The 20,055-nt window shown below is 57.4% G+C and carries 19 protein-coding genes; 15 read left to right on the forward strand and 4 right to left on the reverse strand.

Going from position 1 to position 20,055, the window contains the following annotated elements; all coding sequences use genetic code 11:
* The 6 genes from CUJ91_RS18210 (at nucleotide 1) to CUJ91_RS18230 (ending at nucleotide 6,666) form a co-directional block, all read left to right on the forward strand.
* Entirely contained in the window at nucleotides 1–2,886 is a 2,886-nt protein-coding gene (locus tag CUJ91_RS18210; RefSeq protein WP_244231056.1) for a type VI secretion system Vgr family protein, read from the forward strand.
* On the forward strand, nucleotides 2,771–4,309 hold the full coding sequence (locus CUJ91_RS18215; RefSeq protein ID WP_114157988.1) for a hypothetical protein: 1,539 nt from the start codon (nucleotides 2,771–2,773) through the stop codon (nucleotides 4,307–4,309). Before CUJ91_RS18210 ends, CUJ91_RS18215 begins: the two co-directional genes overlap by 116 nt.
* 32 nt (nucleotides 4,310–4,341) lie before the next feature.
* Entirely contained in the window at nucleotides 4,342–4,533 is a 192-nt protein-coding gene (locus tag CUJ91_RS34870) for an Imm71 family immunity protein (RefSeq protein ID WP_244231100.1), read from the forward strand.
* Nucleotides 4,494–5,420 (forward strand): Imm72 family immunity protein, encoded by a 927-nt coding sequence (locus CUJ91_RS18220; protein WP_244231057.1) that lies wholly within the window; start codon nucleotides 4,494–4,496, stop codon nucleotides 5,418–5,420. Before CUJ91_RS34870 ends, CUJ91_RS18220 begins: the two co-directional genes overlap by 40 nt.
* A 45-nt stretch (nucleotides 5,421–5,465) precedes the next feature.
* Nucleotides 5,466–5,750: a PAAR domain-containing protein gene (locus CUJ91_RS18225; RefSeq protein ID WP_114156757.1), complete on the forward strand. Its 285-nt coding sequence runs from the start codon at nucleotides 5,466–5,468 to the stop codon at nucleotides 5,748–5,750.
* A 136-nt stretch (nucleotides 5,751–5,886) separates the two neighbouring features.
* On the forward strand, nucleotides 5,887–6,666 hold the full coding sequence (locus tag CUJ91_RS18230; RefSeq protein WP_114156758.1) for an H-NS family nucleoid-associated regulatory protein: 780 nt from the start codon (nucleotides 5,887–5,889) through the stop codon (nucleotides 6,664–6,666).
* A gap of 70 nt (nucleotides 6,667–6,736) precedes the next feature.
* On the opposite strand, the gene CUJ91_RS34875 is transcribed toward CUJ91_RS18230, so the two are convergent.
* A complete protein-coding gene (locus CUJ91_RS34875; protein WP_114156759.1) occupies nucleotides 6,737–6,985 on the reverse strand; it encodes a hypothetical protein in 249 nt (82 codons plus the stop codon).
* A gap of 53 nt (nucleotides 6,986–7,038) precedes the next feature.
* A complete protein-coding gene (locus tag CUJ91_RS18240; RefSeq protein ID WP_114156760.1) occupies nucleotides 7,039–7,338 on the reverse strand; it encodes a hypothetical protein in 300 nt (99 codons plus the stop codon).
* A gap of 1,198 nt (nucleotides 7,339–8,536) precedes the next feature.
* On the opposite strand from CUJ91_RS18240, the gene CUJ91_RS34170 reads away from it, so the two are divergent.
* The 3 genes from CUJ91_RS34170 (at nucleotide 8,537) to CUJ91_RS18260 (ending at nucleotide 11,605) form a co-directional block, all read left to right on the forward strand.
* Nucleotides 8,537–8,974: a nuclear transport factor 2 family protein gene (locus CUJ91_RS34170; protein ID WP_161966583.1), complete on the forward strand. Its 438-nt coding sequence runs from the start codon at nucleotides 8,537–8,539 to the stop codon at nucleotides 8,972–8,974.
* Nucleotides 8,975–10,254: 1,280 nt separating this feature from the next.
* Nucleotides 10,255–10,662, forward strand: a complete 408-nt coding sequence (locus CUJ91_RS18255) for a hypothetical protein (protein WP_114156763.1) — start codon at nucleotides 10,255–10,257, stop codon at nucleotides 10,660–10,662.
* A gap of 79 nt (nucleotides 10,663–10,741) precedes the next feature.
* Nucleotides 10,742–11,605: a hypothetical protein gene (locus CUJ91_RS18260; RefSeq protein ID WP_114156764.1), complete on the forward strand. Its 864-nt coding sequence runs from the start codon at nucleotides 10,742–10,744 to the stop codon at nucleotides 11,603–11,605.
* Between the two features lie 61 nt (nucleotides 11,606–11,666).
* On the opposite strand, the gene CUJ91_RS18265 is transcribed toward CUJ91_RS18260, so the two are convergent.
* On the reverse strand, nucleotides 11,667–12,656 hold the full coding sequence (locus CUJ91_RS18265; protein WP_114156765.1) for an SDR family NAD(P)-dependent oxidoreductase: 990 nt from the start codon (nucleotides 12,654–12,656) through the stop codon (nucleotides 11,667–11,669).
* A gap of 117 nt (nucleotides 12,657–12,773) precedes the next feature.
* Between CUJ91_RS18265 and CUJ91_RS18270 the strand changes: the two genes are divergently transcribed.
* On the forward strand, nucleotides 12,774–13,358 hold the full coding sequence (locus CUJ91_RS18270) for a TetR/AcrR family transcriptional regulator (RefSeq protein WP_006046896.1): 585 nt from the start codon (nucleotides 12,774–12,776) through the stop codon (nucleotides 13,356–13,358).
* 690 nt (nucleotides 13,359–14,048) lie between these two features.
* Here the strand turns inward: CUJ91_RS18270 and CUJ91_RS18280 are convergent.
* On the reverse strand, nucleotides 14,049–14,609 hold the full coding sequence (locus CUJ91_RS18280) for a hypothetical protein (protein ID WP_114156767.1): 561 nt from the start codon (nucleotides 14,607–14,609) through the stop codon (nucleotides 14,049–14,051).
* 200 nt (nucleotides 14,610–14,809) lie between these two features.
* Between CUJ91_RS18280 and CUJ91_RS18285 the strand changes: the two genes are divergently transcribed.
* From CUJ91_RS18285 to CUJ91_RS18310, 5 genes are all read left to right on the forward strand, one after another.
* Complete coding sequence (locus CUJ91_RS18285; protein WP_114156768.1) at nucleotides 14,810–15,445, forward strand: hypothetical protein; 636 nt, start codon at nucleotides 14,810–14,812, stop codon at nucleotides 15,443–15,445.
* Nucleotides 15,446–15,566: 121 nt separating this feature from the next.
* On the forward strand, nucleotides 15,567–16,997 hold the full coding sequence (locus CUJ91_RS18290; RefSeq protein ID WP_114156769.1) for a hypothetical protein: 1,431 nt from the start codon (nucleotides 15,567–15,569) through the stop codon (nucleotides 16,995–16,997).
* A gap of 1,195 nt (nucleotides 16,998–18,192) precedes the next feature.
* Nucleotides 18,193–18,570, forward strand: a complete 378-nt coding sequence (locus CUJ91_RS18300) for a hypothetical protein (protein WP_244231058.1) — start codon at nucleotides 18,193–18,195, stop codon at nucleotides 18,568–18,570.
* A complete protein-coding gene (locus tag CUJ91_RS18305) occupies nucleotides 18,521–18,952 on the forward strand; it encodes a hypothetical protein (RefSeq protein ID WP_167450659.1) in 432 nt (143 codons plus the stop codon). Before CUJ91_RS18300 ends, CUJ91_RS18305 begins: the two co-directional genes overlap by 50 nt.
* Nucleotides 18,949–20,055 carry an Imm72 family immunity protein gene (locus tag CUJ91_RS18310; protein ID WP_114156772.1) on the forward strand — a complete coding sequence of 369 codons (1,107 nt, stop codon included), beginning with the start codon at nucleotides 18,949–18,951 and terminating at the stop codon, nucleotides 20,053–20,055. The genes CUJ91_RS18305 and CUJ91_RS18310 overlap by 4 nt, the downstream gene beginning before the upstream one ends.

The following is a 20,055-nucleotide window of genomic DNA, read 5'->3' on the forward strand; positions in this document are numbered from 1 at the left end:
ATGGGCGCGCAGGACCTTGTGTCAGCAATTAACGCAGGCATAACTCAATCCGAAAGGTTACTGAAGCTGGACACGCCGCTTGGCGAAGACGTTCTGCTGCCTCAACGGGTCGCCGGCACGTCGCGTATCGGCCGTAACTTCGAATTCACAGTTGACGCCGTCTCATCGCGCGATTCGCTGGAATTGAAAACGCTCATTGCGCAGCCCGTCACTCTCTGGATTCAAACCGGCAACAGGTGGTATCTACCTCACCATGGATATGTATATACGGCGCGACGCCTGGGTTCTGACGGTAGCCTGACTACCTACCAGTTCACGTTGTCGTCGTGGATGCATTTCCTGCGGTTCCGAAAAGACGCGCGCATCTTTCAGGACAAAGCGGTCGATGAAATACTCGCGACCGTCTTCAACGGCCACCCTCAGGCGCAGGGCGCGTTCCGCTTCGATTTGCGAAAGGCGTTACCGCAGCGGTCTTTTTGCGTTCAATATGAAGACGACTGGAATTTCTGCCAGCGGTTGATGGAATCGGAAGGTCTGTTCGGCTACTTCGAGCATGCCGACGACGGCAAATCGCACACACTGGTCATAACGGACGACGTGTATTCGCTGAAGCCAGCGGTACCTGAGACGGTCCAGTTCGCTCGGGCGGGTACGAATACTTCGTCTGACGCGTGGGTTCAATGGGCGGGTTCGCGCATGCTGCATAGCTCCTCGTTATCGACGAGGACGTTCGACTACAAGTCTCCTGGCGATGAGAAGTCGACCAACGTGCCCACGTTGTCAACCCACGGAAGTCTGCCCGCCCAGGCTGAGGTCTATGAGTACACAGGCGCATACACGCATCTGACGCAGGACCGCGGCGACCACCTGTCCAAAATCCGGATGGAGGAATGGGAGTCGCGAGCGAAACGCTTCATGGCTGTTGGGGGCGTACGGAACATCGATGCCGGAAAGTGGTTTCAGCTCGAAGGCCACCCCGAACATGACAAGGACGCCGAACAACAGCGGCAGTTCGCAGTCGTCGCTACGCACTGGTACATGGAGAACAATCTGCCTGTTTCGACCACGGCCGATTTTCCGCACAGTCTCAGGGCAGAACTTTCGCGGGTGCGCGCGGCGCATGCAGGCGCCGGACCCGCGTTTGTTGTCGCCCACGGCGACGGGAGCGAAGGGTTCTATCTCGTTGAAGCGGAGCTTCAGCGCCGCACCGTTCCGTTCCGCAGCCCGCTCGAGCACGCGAGACCGGTGATGAGCATGCAGACCGCGACGGTTGCCGGGCCGGCCAACGCTGAAGTTTTCACCGATGAGTTGAACCGCATCAAGGTCCGCTTTCACTGGGACCGGCTGAACAGCGGCGATGAAAACGCTTCCTGCTGGGTGCGCGTGGCCTATTCAGACACGGGCGGTGCCTACGGCGGCGTTCACGTGCCGCGAGTCGGCGAAGAGGTCATCGTCTCTTTCCTTGACGGCGACTGCGACCGGCCTATCGTCACCGGCCGTGTTTTCAATGCTGAGAAATCGCCACCCTGGCATTCGAATGGATTGCTGTCAGGGTACAAGTCCAAAGAGTACGGCGGCGCTGGCTACAACCAGTTGGTAATGGACGATTCGACCGGCCAGAATCGGGTTCATTTGTATTCGACCAGCACCAATGCGCATCTGCATCTGGGCTATCTCATCGAGCAGTCGGGAAACAACCGCGGCTCATATCTGGGCAGTGGATTCGACCTGAAGTCGGACGCTTACGGCGCTGTCCGGGCCGGACAAGGCCTGTACGTGTCGACTCATCCGGCGAACGGTTCGGCGAGGCAGCCGCTTGATGTTCGTGACGCGCAGCAGCAGCTCGTCAATTCAGAGAGTGTGCTGGAGTCGTTATCGGATGCCAGCGAGACGCATCAGGCTGAAAGCCTGAAGGACGGACGGGAGTCGCTGAAAGCGTTCACCGATGCGACACAAAGCAGCGTTTCGGGAGCGTCCTCAGGAGGGAACACAGCTGGCGGAGGCACCGGCAACGCCAACGCTTTCAAGGAACCCATCATGCTGTTCGCGAGCCCGGCAGGCATTGCAGTGTCGACGCCACGCTCCACGCATGTTGCAGCCGACGAGCAGCTGAATTTTGTCAGCGGGCAGAGCACGCATATAGCGACAGGCAAGTCACTGGTCGCAAGCGTGGCGCAACGTATCAGCCTCTTCGTCCAGAACGCCGGCATGAAACTGTTTGCCGCAAAGGGGAAGGTGGAGATTCAAGCCCATTCGGACAACGTCGAGATAACCGCGCAGAAGACCCTGCGGTTACTGTCCGCCACGGAGAAAGTTGAGGCAGCAGCCAACCAGGAAATTCTGCTGACCTCCGGTGGCGCGTACATCCGTATTTCGGGCGGCAACATTGAAATTCATGCGCCCGGAAAGATAGACGTCAAGGGTAGCCAGCATTCATTCAATGGGCCCACGAGTACCACATACCCGCTGCCGGCGCTGCCGACATCCAAATACGATACGGCGATGCAGTATCGGTATCACGACGACGAACCGGTGCAGGGAGCGAAATATATAGCCACGCTATCCGACGGTAGCACGCGGCAAGGCACTTTGGACGCACAGGGACGGATGAATCTCAGCGACGTCCCTGTGGGCCCCGTAAAGGTCGAGATTGGACCTGACGCACGCTCATACGCTCGCAAGGACAGGACCAGCAATCCAGACTTTAAAGGCAAGCAACTGTCCGAGGCCGACATCGATTCGCTGATTCAGAAGCACGGGGAGCATGACAGTGAGCTGGAGCGTAGAAGACTTCAAGGCGACTTCGTTGGAGGTCGGTCAGTGGTGCTGGGGCACGCTGCAGGGCGCATTCAACGAAAAGCAGACTATCAGCCAGGTCATCACTGACGCCGCCATCGGCATGATTCCGCTGGTCGGTGACGTCACTGCTGTACGCGACCTCCTGTCCGTCGGTATAGGCATGAGTTCGGACCCGCGAAAACGCCAGGAGGTGATGCAGTGGGTTCTGTTCGTCGTTCTGATATTCGCGCTGATTCCCGTCGTCGGTGGCGTTATCAAGGGCGTTGGCCGGCTCGCTTTACGAGTGGTGGGTGACGCGGCAAAGGATGCAGAACTGCTGCAGGAGGTTGTACAGTTCCTGAACCGGATGGGGCATGGCGACGCGCCGCAATGGCTGAAGGCTCTCGACATCGGCAAGTACCAGTCACAGTTACTCTCCAAGGTTAAAGACTTCTGTGCAACCGTGCGTCTGGCTATCGAGCGCTCTCTCAAAGCCCGCGTTGGACAACTTCTGCCGGAGGTCTGGCGTGCGCAACTCGCGCGTGTGGGCGATGGTTTCCGCGCCCTTCAGGACCTTGCTGACCAGATGGTTCCCAAGGCTGTCAAGGAACTGGATGCGAAGCTCAAGACGCTCCAGAATATGGTGTACCGCGGCGAAATTCATGAAATTGCTACGGGCGGCATGCCACGGGTGAAACGTGAGGCTGAAGCGTATCTTGAGGAGCGCAAGCTCGCGAGAGAGATACGGCAGGGCAAGTTTGCCTCAACGGAATGTGCCGTGGACGATATGCGTATTAAAGCTAGGTACCAGTCCAAAATAGATGCCGGCTGGCCTGACATACTCGCGGATGTCAGTGAGGATGTACCTGCATTTAGAGGCGAACAGGTGTATCGCACGCTTGCGACATTCCACGGCGAACTTGCCGCACTCGACGCCGACCAGTTGGCGGGACAGACGCTCTATCGAGCATTCGGCAACCCTTCGAAGCACGCCCCTTGGGGCAGCAAAGCCGCCGGCGGACGCCAGCCGGCGTTTTGGGGAATCGGCAGTCCGCCCAAAAATGCGGAAGAATGGAGAGTCCGGTCGGCCGTGTTGGATGAGTGGAATGGCAACGGGTTCCTCGCCGTTGTACATCTTCCTAGCGATTTCGGAACGCGGATGCCAACCGCAAAGGCTTGGGCTGGCCAGATTGCAGAGCAGTTCGGTGACAAAATTCCTGCGCAATATCTGGAAGGGGGCGGCCGTCAGTTGGTGGTTGACATGGGTGCACTTGCCACCGAAATAACGCGGATTGGTGAGAGTGTGAAGGCAAGTGGTACTGCACTCACTGAAACTATCAACGGAGTTCGGGTCGACTTCTATCCGACCAACTGGACGAACGTTGAGGACGTGTATGGATACAGTAAATTTTCAGAGGACGTATCCGGTTCGGCTCGCACGCGCCGGCTCGGCAGCGACGAAATACAAACGAAGGTAGCGAACAGCAAAACAATCGCGGCGTCTCGTACGGCCGCGAGCAGTCAGGAGTAAATTTGATGGGGTACGTCACGCAAGAATATGACATGCAGGATTCCGAGACTCGGCGACGCGTGTTTTGGTTGCTGAAGCGACTGACCAGTTATTCGCTGTGGGCGAAGAAACGGGATGCATGGGAGGTGTTTTCCAGGGCATTCGAGAACGCTGTCAGAACCTGGCCCAAAAACGACCCGAGCGGATGGACCCCGATTTGCTCCCCGGAATCTACGAAACGCTAGGTCTATACAAAAAAGGGGTTGAAGAACTCGGGAAGGGACATCGATTTGTATGGCGGACCGGTCAACCCCTTGATGCCGCGATGGACAAAAGCAGTACGGTTCGCAACTTTCTGTACACGCATCCTGACTACTGGGAGCGAGGTGCACAGACTGCGCCTTACCCGGAAAAAGTCGAAGCACTAAATCGGCTACTACTGGCGTCCCGTTATGAGGGCGATTACGCACCGATTGAAGTGCCGTTCATACCTCGAATGTCCGCTCGCTACTCAAGTCCGGCAGCGTTGCTGGACCCCGACCGTTACAGGTACCAGTTCTACCAATTGCCCTACCCCGTCTTTCCAGCCGAGATTTCGGGAGTGCCTGCGGCCACGGACCTCATAATCAGTTCCGGACAGCGCGTACCGGTAGACGGGATATGGGAGCCTGTCAAGGTCGAGCGAGAGAAGGCCCTCGGCATCGTGCCTTTGGGGGTGAGAAGTATCGAGAACAATGGGTGCTTCAACTATCTCGTGAGTGACACGAAGGCGCCCAATGTCAGGGGCAAATGGAACGAGGCGGAGTCTCGCACTGAGCGTCTAGGCACCCATTGGCGGCTCCTGTGGGAAGACACCCGATACAAGGACGGTGTCATTCCGGACGAATCTGAATATTTCCTTGAACGTGCGCCGATAAATGTGCCAACGGACCACGGCCAACTCGAGGAGGAGATTGAGGTACGGACAGGTGAGGTTTGCCCGATTACTGGCACTTGGGAAGCGATAGGCTTCAACAATCACCGCATCGAGGCATCGCAGGGCATGGTCATGCCGGACGTGCTCGCGAGCGCAGCCGGTTCAGGTGAGCGCCGGGTTCACTGGGTCACATGGCGTCTCATCAGGCGAGCATGATGGGACGCATTGTCGACAACTGGATTAGGAAAGGAAGCTAGTGACATGAGCCGTCGGTTCATCCTGAAGGGCGACAACACGGATAGTAACGGCGTGGTGCTTGACGGTATTGCCGGCTCGTCGTTCGACGGTCGTCCGTTGGCCTATGTCGGGGCTCCGGTCTTTTGCAATACCTGCAGCGCGGAGGGCGTCATCATCGGAGATGGCTCACCTCGGTCAATGGAGGTAATGGGAAGGCAGGTGGCTTTGGAAAACGACCTGTGCCGGTGTAAGTGCGTGCCTTTGCCGAAGCTCGTCCCGTCCCAAGCAACTGGCACTTTATCGCCGTGAGCAAATACAGGAAGGTTTGGCAGCAGATGCGGCGGTAACAAAAGCCCAAAGCGTTCACACGATAGCTCCGCGCATAACTAGCCTATTTCATCACTCACATGGCATAGTGCCGCATCTCTCAACCGCGGAAACGGCAATGACGACACTCGAATCCTTGCAAGCAAAAATCCAGAGGCTACAGGCGCAAGCCGACGCGCTGCTCGCGAAAAAGTCGAGTGCAGTCATCGAAAAGATTAAGAACCTGATGGCAGAGCATGGTCTCACGACCGCTGACATCGATGCGCACACTGGCGGCAAAAAGCGGGGACCCAAGCCAAGCGCCAAGGCTGCCAAAAACGCGGTGCAAGCAATCAGCAAAACTAAGGGCAAGTTGCCCCCCAAGTACATCAATCCGAAAACCGGAGAGACATGGAGTGGTCATGCTCGGCCGCCGGCGTGGATTGCTAAAGTCAGGGACCGCAGTAAATTCCTGATTGCAGACGGCGCTCCAACGACGGTAGCTGGGACTAAGGGGATTGCGGGCAAATCCAAGCCTGCCGGCAAGAAGACGTCGAAGACTGCCAGCCGAACAGAAGCCGTCGGCAACTATGTGCGTGGGCCGCAGCCGGCCAAATATCGCGACCCTAAGTCCGGTGCGACTTGGAGCGGTCGTGGACCGGCGCCGGCGTGGCTGGCTGGTGCCATGGACCGCAGTAAGTTTTTGATTGATGGCAACAGCACTGCGGCCGATGCAAAACCGGTGGTCACGAAGGAAGTTGCGAAGAAGACCCCGGCGGGGAAGAAAACTGCTGCCAAGAAGGCCATGAGCGCGAAGGTACCGGCAAAGAAAGCCGCGGCGAAAAAAGCGTCGCGCCAGAGCGTGGCGGTGCCCGCTCCGGTGTCCGCAGTCGACTCTGGCGCCGAGTTGACGACCTAGTCGTAGTGGTCAGTTGCCCGGTGGACCAGCGGTTTCCTGATTCCACCGGGGATATCGAGCCGGCGCCGTTTTATTGCGCCTGTGCTGCCTGACCGTGTGCGGCTTGCTGTTGCGCCTGCTGTTGTGCGTGTTGTTTGGCAAGGTGTCTGCCCACAACGCAGCCACCGACCGCACCGACCACCGCATGGTGGCCCGCGTAGTGTCCGGCGACCCCGCCGACGACGGCACCCTTCAGGCATCCTGCAGCGTTCGCCGTGCCTGCCGTTGCGAAGGCAAGGGTCGTTGCAATCAAGCTGGTTCTTATCAAGCTAGCGTTCATTCGAATACGCTCAGAGTTTCGATTGACGGGATGTGACGCCTTATTGCGTCGCTTCAATAGCCGCGCCATCCGTGACGCTCGCGCCACTCGTGCTCACGCCACTCATGACGGCGCCATTCTCGCTCGCGCCACTCGCGGCGTTCCCGCCATTCGCGAGCTCGCCAGTCATCGCCATAAGCGACTGCCACGGGTGCGGGGCCGTACGCGACAGGAGGCGGTGCATACACCGGTTCCGCCGGCACATACACGGCTCCGGGAACACCCAGCCCGATAGCTACGTCGACGTGTGCTGAAGCTGCGCTTGAGGCTGCAAGCACTGCAAGGCCCACTGCTGCGCCGAGAATCTTGTTCATTTTCCCACTCCTCGCACATTCGGGTGCAGTGTCAATCACTATGGTTCGGAGTTTAGGAGCGGGCGCTGGACACATGTGAAACGGCGGTGCGACAGTAGTAACAACGAATTACTGGCGAGGGCGCAGGGGAGAGATGAGCTGCGTTGGCTTCCAACACGGCCGCTCTTTGGGGGCGCTCGACTTAGGCGGACGCTCTCACTGTGCGAGGCTGGCCCAAGGGCCAGGAGGAAGCCTCGAGATACGTAAGACGCTCAACGCTTTGATGCTCCACTGGCACTGGCTTCGACTGCTGGCAATCAGTGCGGAGGCGCGAAGATTTCCAGCATCGATAGCAACGATGGCATACCTGATGTACTCAAGGCTGAGGTGTCGCGCACAGCCTCGATTTAAATCGAAGACCGTTCACAGCAGAAACTGCCAAAGCCTTATAAATCGACCGGCGACCGGCAATTGCTCCGGCTAGTTCATTGTTGATATCGCGAGCAGGTGGCGTTGGCACGTACGATAGATGCTCCTCGTCGTCGGAGCCGCGAAGTCAAGACGAAGTCTGCTATCAAACATCGACGCGAAGAAATTGGCATTCAGCGCAACGCCGGTCTCAGAGCTGATGCACTCGGCGACGTTCTGTGCCAAGCACGCAAGCCTCACACGACTAAGCAAGTCTCCCTCGCGCGAATTCTTTCTCGCCCAGCTTTGGGCTGACTCGACCGTATGCGCGACAGTCATGCAGCGACCAGTGATGTGCTTCGTAAAAAGATGCGATATCACGAGAAAAGTCAGCAGTTCAGACCGCGCGTGCATATCCCATCCAAAGTACGCTCTCATTGGATATTCGCTTTTTTTTCGGATGAAGACCAGTGTAGGACGGAACGGCGTAAGGTCAAGGAAACGACAAGAGCCATTCGATGGAGAAGCCGGGCCGTCGGCGCAAAACCTATTCCGACACCGTGCGCGCAGATTGATAGCAGTCGGTTTGCCGCGTCCCGGCACTGAACATGGGGGCTCCGGTGACTGCCCCTTGATGTCCGTCATCGTGGCGCATTGGCGTGACCGTCGACGGGCTGCGAGGAGGCAACTGCGCTGCAGCGTGAATCGTGGCGCAACACGCCCTATCATTCGACGCATAGGTATCGAGCAGCGCGGCGTATCCTGTCAGCGGACCTTCACTGCTTTAGCAATCGCCTCTAGGGAGACCAATATGCGAATCGCGATGACGCTCGTCACAGACGCTTACGAGGCACTTGCTCGGGGCGATGCTGGCCCGCTCGTCGCGCTCATTCCAGCGGGCATCGAATGGAGAATGGTTGGGCCGGCAAGTCGCCCGCACGGCATCGTATGCCGCACGCCGGTAGACGTGCAGAAGTATTTTGGCGACCTTTTCTCCTCGGAAAGAATCACCAGCTTCGAGCCCGATGACTTCATCGACATGGGTGAGCAGATTGTCGTAATCGGCTTCGTTGCGTCGGCAACGAAGTCGACAGGTGAATTCTTCAAATCTCAATGGGTGCATATCTTCGATGTCCAGGACGGCCTGCGGACGCGCTGGTCCGACTTTCTGGATTCGTCCGTGCCCATGGCGTTGGGCGTGCTGCCGCTGGCTAGCTCTGCTTCGAGCCCTAGGACGAAGGCGACTTGAGCAGAGTTTCGCCCATGGCCAGCAGCTCTCGCGCTCGGGGAAAATGAAGAAGTGCGGTGGCCGTCGGTTTTCCGCATCTACATGGCCGCGACGCGGTGTATGAGCTATCTGGAGTCCGTGCAGAGAAAGAGCGATTGCATGCGTAGCCATATGCCCGGCTTCGCCTGAATTTTCCAGCGGGCCGACCGCTGGCTGGACTGTTGCATTCGGACCGCCGCAGTGCAGTCACACCCAGAGACATAGACCTGACATAATTCGTCGCACCCTCGGACCGCCAAATTGTGCAAGAGCAACTCCGACTCGAAGCAGGAGTACATTGAAGTTCGAGTCTGCAAGTCGACGCCGTGGTCCTTGTCATCGGCCTGTCAATACACGACTGAGACAAAGCTGCCGACCTCGCCACGTTGTGCGGTTAAAGTCTTGCGTTGATTATGCCGTTATTGACTCCGTTGAAAGAATTCGTGGGGTGTCGGAATGGCACTCAAGGACTATGAGTTGACAGTGTTCACGTCCCCCCAAAATCCGACGCGGCTTGTCATCGATGAGCTGCAGGTAAATGAAGGACGCATCACGCGTGTGCCAGTTACGGTGAACGACGTGCATCTATGCGGCACATGACCGGCGAATGTTGGTCTTGGACAGAGAGAACGTCAGAAATGCTCCGGTTGAACGAAGACTATAACGGCGTTACTGTCAGCTACTCTCGCGGGTCCCAGTGGTCGTCTGCACTTTGCATCGCCGCTGCAGCTATGGCTCTCGCACTCGTCGGTTATGCAGCATGCGTTGCGAGACCCAGCCTCTTCTCGGAAGGCTGGCTCCTTGTTCCCGTGTGCCTGCTAGGTTTTGGCGTCCTCTTACATGCCGTTGTTCACTACGGCGTTCTTAGGTCGCCAATTCATATAACGGCTTCAGGGGCGGTTAGGCAGGCTTTCTGGACATGGCGATACCCGGGACCGTTCACTGCCACGTGTGTCAAGGTTACCAGGAAGGTCCCACGTTTCAAGATTGAACTGCATTACGCTGGCGCTCGTCAACGATTCGCCGGTAGCGAATCCGAAGGGGATACGATTGGCGTCGCTGTAAGGCTGGACGCCTGGTCACGCTCACGAATTACCGACGATAACTTGCCGCAGGAGCGGCGACGCTCATTAAGCCAACGTTGGCTCATCGGTGGTTGCCTCTTCACGTCAGTCTGCTTGCCAATAGTGGACTATTTGCTAGACGGAGACCGCTATTACCTCGACGGGCTTGCACCGTATGGAGGTTGGGCAACGTCCGCAATGGCCGTCTTTGCAGCTTTGGGCACGGCATGCTTGATTTTTGTTGTAGCCCAGTGGTTCGCGCGCCCGGTCCGCGCTAATGCCGCCGTCTGGCTTAGCGACATTGCTGCGGCGGTGTTGCTTATCGCCGGCTCTACAACAGTCGTTGGTCATTACGCGCAGTCGTTCGAAATGCGCATCGCTCCGGCGCAAGAATACGTCTACGAGCAGCCTTTTCAGATGGAAATGCGCGATACGCGCAAGGGTTGCAAGAGATTCCTGGTCGTGCAGGAGCCGACTGTGCGGCACGCAGTCAAGGTCTGTGACACGTACGGCGCGCAATATTGGAGCGGCGCAACCGCAGTTCTGGTGCATCAGTCCATCAGCCGACTCGGCGTGCACATTGAGTCCATCGACAGGGACAGATAGTCAAGGGTCACACGCCAACGAATCTGGATGGCCACCGCAAGTCACCGGCATCAGCGCCACATAATCGACAAGAGCTAATATGAGCTACGACCTCTATTTTGACCTTGCACAGCCTACGCCTTGCGCGGACATTGAGCATCATTTCAGGGAGCGGCCGCACTATCAGGTGAATGACGCAGCCGTTTACCAAAACGCAAATACTGGAGTGTATTTCCAGTTCAACTGGTCGCGCAATTCGACAGGCGACAGCGTTAGCCGCGTCGCCTTCAACATGAACTATTTCCGGCCCCACGTATTCGGCCTGGAGGCCGAACCAGAGGTACGCGCGTTCGTTGCTCGTTTCTCGCCCAAAGTTGAGGACCCCCAGATGGGCGGGATGGTTTCCTACGCGAGAGAGCGCTTTCTCTCGGGATGGAATACGGGCAACGAGGCCGCGTATGAAGGCATCCTTCAGACGCAGCAACCGACGCGCAAACTTTATACGCTGCCTTCCGCCGACCTCGAACGCATCTGGCGATGGAACTTGCTCATCGAGCAGACGCAGGCGAAGTTCGGCCAATCGCTATTTGTGCCGAGAATCATGCTGCTTGCCGTCAACGGAGAACTCACAACTGCGGTAGCTTGGGCCGATGGAATACCGGAACTCATCCCCGAGGTCCGAGCCGTATTCGTGGTGCGGGACGAACTCTCGTCAGATTCGGTGGCGCACAACAGTGCGAAGGACCGGTGTTTGATTCGGCAGAGCGCGCTGGACGCTGTGCTCGCGCCACTGGTGGATAGCGGCTATCCGCTGCGGGTCAGGTCACCGAGCTACAACAAGCCGCCGGCTGCAGTGCGCACTTTTATCAAATCACTGGCAGCAACTAGCGACCACATAACCGGCATCTCTTTCGACAGCGTGCTGGACCGTGAGCTTGCATCGAAGTATGCACGCAGCCAATAAGAGAGGAGGCTGCCACTAGCGACCTCCTCTGTAGGCTAGACTTGGCGACCCGTTGTCACGGTCACGCAGCCGGAGGAAACGTTTCTCCTACCAATTGCTCGCTCTTACGCCAGAGCGCCTCCGCGTTAGCCGGGTCGAGGGCATAGGTTCGAACACCCTCGCTAACAGGGGTAATCACTGCATCGTCAGGAACAACCTCGCTCGCATGGCAGTTCTCACAGTATCGGCCACCGACCTCTTCACCGGACGCTACCGCAGCAGCCCAGACAGACGTGGCCGCGCCTTGTGGGATGGTCTTGAACTGGAAAGGCGCTTTCCCTTCAGACGCGAGTTGCTTGTTAATCGCGTCGACCATATGTGTCAGCTGTTCTTCGCCCATATGCCGTCCGAGTTCGGTCCGGATTCCCCCGGGATGGACAGCCGCCGCTCGTACGCCTCTGGCTCGATGCCGCTGGTCGAACGCAACTGCGAAAAGAACGTTCGCGGTTTTCGAGCGGCCGTACGCCACGAACGGCTCGTATTGCGTACGCTCGAAGCCCGGGTCGTCAAGGTCAACGTTCGCGAACCGGTGGCCTGAAGACGCGAGCACCACCACGCGTCCTCCGTCCGGGAGCAGGGACGCGAGCCGGTTCACAAGCACAAAATGCCCTAGGTGATTGGTCCCAAATTGCGTCTCGAAGCCGTCCGCGGTCTTTCCCGAAGGTGTAGCCATGACGCCCGCATTCGCGATGATGATGTCAAACGGCTTAGCCTCGGCGAGCAGTTTGTCACTGCAGGCCCTAACGCTAGCAAGGCTCGCCAGGTCCAGTTCAACCAGTTCGATGCTGCCGCCGCCCGCAACGGCTTCCTGCCGCGCAGCGGTGATTGCACGTCCTGCTTTATCCAAATCTCTCGCAGCGCCGACCACCGTTGCACCGTGTGCCGCGAGGGCTCGCGCGGTCTCGACGCCAAGTCCCGCGGATGCGCCCGTGACGAGAATCCGCTTTCCGTCCAGCCGTGTGCCCGACAATACATCGTCAGTCGTCGATGTCGCTCCCAACTGCTTCGTCATGCTTTCCCTCGTCACTGTAAGATTGAGGCCGTCTTTACAATTCCATAAAACGGAGACCGTCTCCGTTTTCAATATACTAAGCGGACTGTACCTCCGTCTGCAAGTGCGAATTGCACCATGACTGCGTCCACGCCCAAAGAGAAAAAGCCACGAGCCGACGCGCTGCGCAACCGTGAGCGCATCCTTGAAGAGGCAAAGAAGGCCTTCACCAACGAAGGAGGCCACATTAGCCTCGATGAGGTCGCGCGGCAGGCTGGTGTAGGGCCCGGAACGCTCTATCGCCACTTCCCAACCCGCGAGGCATTGCTTGAGAGCGTCTACCGCGCCGAGGTCCAAAGCCTGGCGGAAGAGGAGCGACGGCTTACACAGGAGCTGCCAGCTGACAAGGCGCTGAGAGAATGGATGTTGCTGTTCGTCGACTACATCGCGACGAAGAAAATCATTGCGACGGCGCTGAACTCAATCGTCGGCGGAGCCACGACGGAGCTGTTCGAATCTTCGGGAAAGCAAATCAAGGCGGCAATCCAGACACTTGTGTCGCGTGCGGTCGAGAGTGGAGACATCCGCGCAGACGTGGAACCTTTGGACTTGTTGCGCGCACTGGTCGGCGTGGCGAACGTTGCTTCAGCTCCCGACTGGCAGCAAAGTGCGAAGCGACTGGTAGACATTCTGTTGCTTGGGTCAAGACCAAGTAACAGATGAACCGTGCCCAGCAGATGCGGTCGAAGAGTTCGGTCGACGGTTCGATTGGACACAGGTAAAACGGCGGTGCGAAATTGGTAACACCGTAAGGGGTGGCTGCTCGGGAGTGGACAAGCCTGTGCGTTCGAAAGTCACAGTCGAGGATGTGCGCTGCCAGGCGCTCATCGCGCGTGTCGTCAGCAGAAGTGACCACACGCTTCCCGGGCAGCGATGCTCCCTGAGCCATACACTCCGGCCATAACGCAGTCGGCCGCCACGCACTCAAACGTGCTGTCCTGAAACGTCAAAACAAAATGGCGACCTAGGTGATGCGGAGACACAAGCTTCCAATGGTTCCTCATAAAGGACGAGTTAAGTACCTCGTGTATCGAGTACCACTGCAGCCCCGCAGCCGCCAACGGATGTCTACCTAACCCTTCATCGTTCGGAGGGCCAAGCCGATGAAACGCCGCCCTCTGGAAGAGCAGAACGCAGAATGGTTCATTATTATCGGCGGGAAGTCCGAATCGCTCCACGTCGACTGGCGCGACTCGATATGCCAATGCCACCTGACCTTCATTGCCAACAACGAACGGCTCTGTTGCGCCCGATGCTGGTAACGGGTATGAGTCCAATACGACAACAATGTCGCTGTCGCGCGGACCAGCTGCGGGGTGTTCTGGATATAGAGTCGGCACCATGTTAGTCCGGTCAGTAGTACGCGTTATTCAATAGCCACGAACCGTCCTGATTTATGAACTCATAGAACAGAGCCTGGCTCTCGCCGCTCTCCGGGCTGTAGTAGACGGTCCGATACTGAAAAGCGTTGAGCGACTTCTGCGTCCACGAGTCCGTGCGCAGAACGCTGAGGCAGCGGTTCTTTGGAGCGTACTTCATCGAAACCCATGGGCTGGGGATGTATCCGTTGCCAATCCTGGCGGAGGTATACATGCTAAGGACGCGGGAGTCATTTGAGTCTTGATAGCACGCGGCCTTGGACATGACTGAAAGCATCACCGGTTGCGCAGAGCCAACCGCGTTGCGGAATGCGGCATCGCGCGACGACAGCGAAGCCGTGAGCGCGTTCCGCAATTGTCCCTGCTGCTCGGTGGAGAGCGATGGTCCAAACATCGCAGGCGTGCCGCTGCCGTTCGGCGCCATTGCCTGATTGACCTGAACGAGTCCGTTGTTGAGGCTTTGCAACGCAGCGCCTGTCTCTGCGCAACCGGCGCATGCGACCGCGATTGCGGTCAAAGCAAGATGCAACTTCACGAGTTAATCCTGTTCAACGAGTTGTGACCTCTGGTTATCGGCTACGGTGCCTGAAGTCTTTAGCCCTTTAGAGCAGGTTGAACAAATTGAGGGGAAATAATCACAACCGGCTTGGAGCAGAGACATAAGACAGAGATAATCGTTGCCGCGCGTTGTCGAACGCGACCAAATAAATATCCATGACGCATAGGGGTGATTGAATGTTGAAGGCAAGTGTTATTGCGGCCGCTACTTGTAGTCTTTTGGCTTTGGCTGGCTGCGGTAGCAAGCAGGATGCGAATAAGAGCAACTTCCAGTCTGCTATCCAAGACTATCTTGATACCAAGAAAGGCGTGTGCGTCATGGTGCCCGCCAAAGAATTGCCTTTCACGCTTCAGAAGTCGGGCGGCATGGACTTCATTAACGCGCCAGAGAAAGCTGCAGCGCTGGTGAGCGCGGGGCTACTCACGGCCAAAGACACTGAGGTCAAGGCTATGTTCGGCAATCAGCTGGTGCCGGGGGTGCAATACTCGCTAACCGACGAGGGCAAGAAGTATCTCGTCAAGGGTGCGGCCGGCAACTTGGGCAACTGGGATGCCTTCTGTGGTGGCAAGTACAAGGTGAAGGATGTCGAGAACTTCACTCAGCCGGCGGACATGTTCGGCACTAAGATTTCGCAGGTCAACTACCTCTACGAGGTCGATGACACTCCGGCGTGGATGAACCAGCCTGCAATACAGGCCGCATACCCATCAGTCCCACATGATGTGACTGGGTCCCCTGGAGACAAGGCGGTTCTGGTTGCAACCAACGAAGGCTGGATGCACGAGCGACTGTTCAAGAAGCAAGGTGGCTGACAAATCTGCCTAGATTGCAGGAACTCTCCGACTAGCGCGCCGCATGTATGTGGGTTATCACTGTCGGACGACCTTATATCAGTAGCTCTCGTCGGCGCCGCCTATCACCCAAGTACAATCCATGAGCAAGCTCCCACTTTTCGCCGTCGGCGTCTGTCTTTTTCTGTCGGGCCAAGCGGCTGTTGCCGTGGATGGAGCTCGCCCATACGCCGTGACAGCTGCAGCGCCTGCCATTCCCGCGCCCGCCGACGACATGCTTAATGCGCAGGTAAGGCGGTCTGGTTTTGAGCCAAACAGCGACGCTGGAAAAGTCATTAAGCGATGGTTGATTCAAATTGCAACAGACCCGGCGTGGCAGACAGTCGTGGCGTCATCAAGCGGCGAGCCGGGCGGCAGCGGTTCCTTGATGCGCCGGTTGGGCACCGCGTTATCGCCTCGTGAGCGCGAGGCGCTGCTCCGTGTGCTTCTGAGCGCAATATCGGGATTAAAGGCAGAGGAGTGCAGCAAGATGCGTGGAGGAGACGGACCGCCGGTTGGCGCCAACGTCCTGTCGGCCAAACAGCTTGATGCCCTTCTGTCGGTGGTCAATTCCGCCGTCCAAAGGACGGCGCACGTCGAGGGTCCGAAGGAATCGTACTCAATCGCTCAGGCGCTGGATGCAGACAGCACCGTCGAAATGCTCAGCCAGGCGGAACTCCGAAAGACCAAAGAGATTGATGCGAGCGAGATGCAAGACATGCCCGCAATCTTCGAGGGCAAGCATTCGTGCATCGCGGCATTGGCAACAATTCGTGCATTTCTTAATGCGCCAGAGCCTGCTAGGACCGTGGCGACTTGGGATTTCTTATCGTCGCCTTGGCATGGTCTTGCCAGCGCGCATGTCCTGCAGACAGCGGACGATTACGCCAACGATGAGTTTGGGCGAGACAAGTTGCCTGCGGAGCTAGCCAGCCGACTCCCGCCGCCGAGGACCCGACAATTAGGTTTCCGGAGGTTGGTAATAAAAGGAGAGTGGGAGAACCGCTCACACCCTGAAGTCGCTGGTAGGTATCGCAAAACGTACTGGAATCTTGACGACTCGGGCACTGTCGCGAGCTTTTTGAGCCGTGCTGATGAAGGCAAGCAGACTGTCTGGGGATTCTTTCAGACAGAGTACGGGTTCGCAGGATTGAGGAATCAGGAGGTCGGGACTGGAATTCGAATTTTGTCACCACAGTTGTTTCCTCGTTCGCAATTTCCGAAGGCGAGCGAAAGTAACTTTGTGCCTAAACCCGACAGCATGTTCCAGATGCCAGCAACGCAGCCATCAACTGACGATGTCAGTAACTACGAATGTGAAACGTACGGGAAATATCCAGCGTCAAAGCTGTTTCGAGGTTTGACGGGCGATGCGGTGGACGTTAGTTGCCGGGCAGTATCTCGCACGGATGAACCAAAGTATCAGGTTCGAGAAGCCTTTCTCTATGACTACAACATCTCCGTCAGGCTGTTCGAAATCGACAACTACGGCCTGACGATGTCGCGCGTCCATGATGTGACGATAGAGCGATAGAGGGAGCGTTTGGCGCAGCGGACATCACGATGCACATCTACTTCTCGTACAGCTCGGTTCCGGAACTTGCCTCCGTTCCTCGCGGAGAGCGTAAGGAGGTCATACGGAAGGCTGCGCGGGCGCTCGCGGGGACCGCGGAAGGCCGCAGCCAGTTCCGGCTTTTCTTAGGATGGCTTGTCTTCGCCGGAGTATCGACAGTTCTTTTCAATCGCCTAGCAGAGCCCAGAATTTCGAGTAGCAATCTGACCATCATTACTTCCGTGACCTTGTACTTAAGTTATACGTTCGTGTTCCAGTTCCAGGTACGGCGACTCAGGCCTCACATAAGAGCGGTCCTTTCCGCACAATCGAATCGTGAGCCGAAGTGAGCTGTCGATGGTGTGAGCGTTGACATCAAGACAGGCACGACGCGGAGCGCGCGTGATGACGGTTCGAACTCGCACCACTATTGCCACAACGGCCGAACGCCATTTGCTGTCGCGTGACGAAGTTGTGGTCAAGATAGACATGGCGCATCTGTAAGCCCAAAGTTTGATATGGATGCACTGACATTCGCGATGTCTTTGAGACATTTGCCGTCTGCCGTGCCGCCCGGGGCGGCACTCGGTTGCATGACCAGCGTCGCATTAAAATGCGTGCCCCCGCGGGGGCCGAAGCTGCAACGCTTCCATCAGCCCGAGCGTCTGTACGTCATCGCGCTTTGGCAACGCGGTCAACACAAACTGCAACTATGCCAAGCAACGATTGAATTGCACTAGGCCTTGGAGCCGCACGGCAAATCGAGAACAATAATACACGGCGGCTCCCTGGTCTCAAAGCTGGTCCTGTGTGCTGCGACCCACTATGTTCGTCACCGGGTTGACGAACCGTTCCGAACACTCGCCCATCCGTCGGCAACGCGTTTTACCGATACTGCAATCAGCGGCTGTCGGTTCGCAAGTGCGCCCACGCCAAAACGCTCGACGAACGGACTGGAGGGCGTCGCTGCATTAGGCATTGCCCAAAACGTGATTCGCGAGCACCGCAATCTGGCGCCAGGTTGGCGACTTACGAAGTAAAAGTCGTTGGACTGGCATCGCTTCCGGCTCCGACGCTGCGGTCACCAGAAGCGAAGTTCTGCAACCGCTGGCGGATTGACGCCGCAGCATTCGCATAATGACCGTATCGTCTCCCGTACATCCTGAGGAACTCCTTGATGACCTCGCAAACTTGCAACCGGATTGACGTCGCGCGCGAGCAGCTCGAGTCAGCCCTAGTGCTGTTCCTCGAGCATCGAAGCTTCGCTTCGGCCATCACGTTGTCTGGCGCTGCCGAGCGTGTGCTTGGGCAGGCATTGCGGCACAGAGGTGAGCAGGCAGTGCTGGACTGGGAGTTCGACCTGTTAGCCTTGGTGCATATGCAGCTTCACGGACAGCCGCTGACCAAACAGAATTTTGCCGAAACGGAGAACCGAGTTTTCAACGCGCTGCGGCACTTTGACAGCGCCGACGAGCCGCATTTCGTGCGGACCTTGAGGAAGCCGCGTGCTGGATGCTGGTGCGTGCCTGCGAGAACTCCAATCGACTTGGATTAACTGTGCAAGGGTTCGACACGTTCAACGACTGGTTTCACGAGAACATCGTGGGAATCTGACCGCAGTCACATTGCTGGGGCGCGCGCACCAGCTTGTCATTGATATTGGAAAATTTGCCGAGCACATTAACGTCGTTGATGAACGCGTGAAAGAAACGGAGAAAGCAGAATCGATGATGATAGACGGAGTGCGCATGGAGTTTTTTCCTACCCATTGGACAAACGTCGAAGATGTGTATGGCTATAGCAAGTTCTCCTCGACTACTCACGGTGCGGTGAAAACGAGGAGACTGGCAAGTGACGAAATTCAGACAAAAGTGACAAATGCCAAGGCGACAGCTGGCCTACGCGTTGAAAGCGCGAACGAGGAGCGAGCGCAGTGAGCTATCTGGTGACGCAGTACGATATGCAGGACGACAGTACACGACGTCAAGTATTCAGGTTACTGAAGAGGTTGAGCAGCTATTCGCTCTGGGCGCGAAAGCGAGACGCATGGGAAACGTCTACGAATGCCTACGACAAGGCGGTCAAGACGTGGCCAAAGAGCGACCCGGAGCAGATGTCTGCGGACCTGCTCCCAACCATCTACGAGATGTTAAGTCTCTATAACAAAGGTTTGGACGAGTTGGCGAAAGGCCGACGTTTCGTCTGGCGCGAAGGCCAACCATTTCGGTCGGCAATTACGAATTACTATACTGTCACGAGCTACTTCTTTACAGACCCCCGTTATTGGGAGCGCGGTCAGCAGGAGGCTCCTTATCCGCCTAAGGTGGAGGCGCTAAATCGCCTGATGCGCGCTTCAGAGTATCACGGCGAGCAGTCTCCTCTCGAGGTGCCATATCTTCCGCATCTATCGGCACACTGGACATCGCCCGGCGGACTATTGAACCCAGACGCTTATAAGTACGAGTTCTACCAGCTCCCCTATCCGGTGTTTCCAAGCAACTTGCCAGAAGTGCCTCCGGGTACGGAGCAGATTGTGCGCTCCGGTCAGGAAGTTCCGGTCGATGGGATTTGGGAGCCGGTAGCAATAAGTCGCGAGAAAGTACTTGGGGTTATCGCTTTCGGCGCAAAAAGAGAAACGAATGAGGGCTGCTTTAACTATCTCGTAGCTGGCACGCGAGCGCCCACGATAACGGGAGAAGTTCATGCGGCGACAGGCAAGGTAGACAAGGTCAGCACCCATTGGCGGCTCGTGTGGGAAGACACCCGATACAAGGACGGTGTCATTCCCGACGAATCTGAATATTTCCTTGAACATGCGCCGACGGACGCGCCAACGGACCACGGCCAACCCGCGGAGGAAATCGAGGTACGGACAGGTGACGTTTGCCCGGTAACTGGCATTTGGGAAGCGAAAGACTTCGAAAATCATCGCATCGAGGTATCGAAGGGCAAGGTCATGCCCGACGTTCTCGCGAGCGTGCCCGGTTCCGGTGAGCGCCGTGTTCACTGGGTCACGTGGCGTCTCGTCAGGCAAGCGTGA

It is taken from the genome of Paraburkholderia graminis, assembly GCF_003330785.1.
In the GTDB taxonomy this organism is placed as follows: Bacteria; Pseudomonadota; Gammaproteobacteria; order Burkholderiales; family Burkholderiaceae; genus Paraburkholderia; species Paraburkholderia graminis.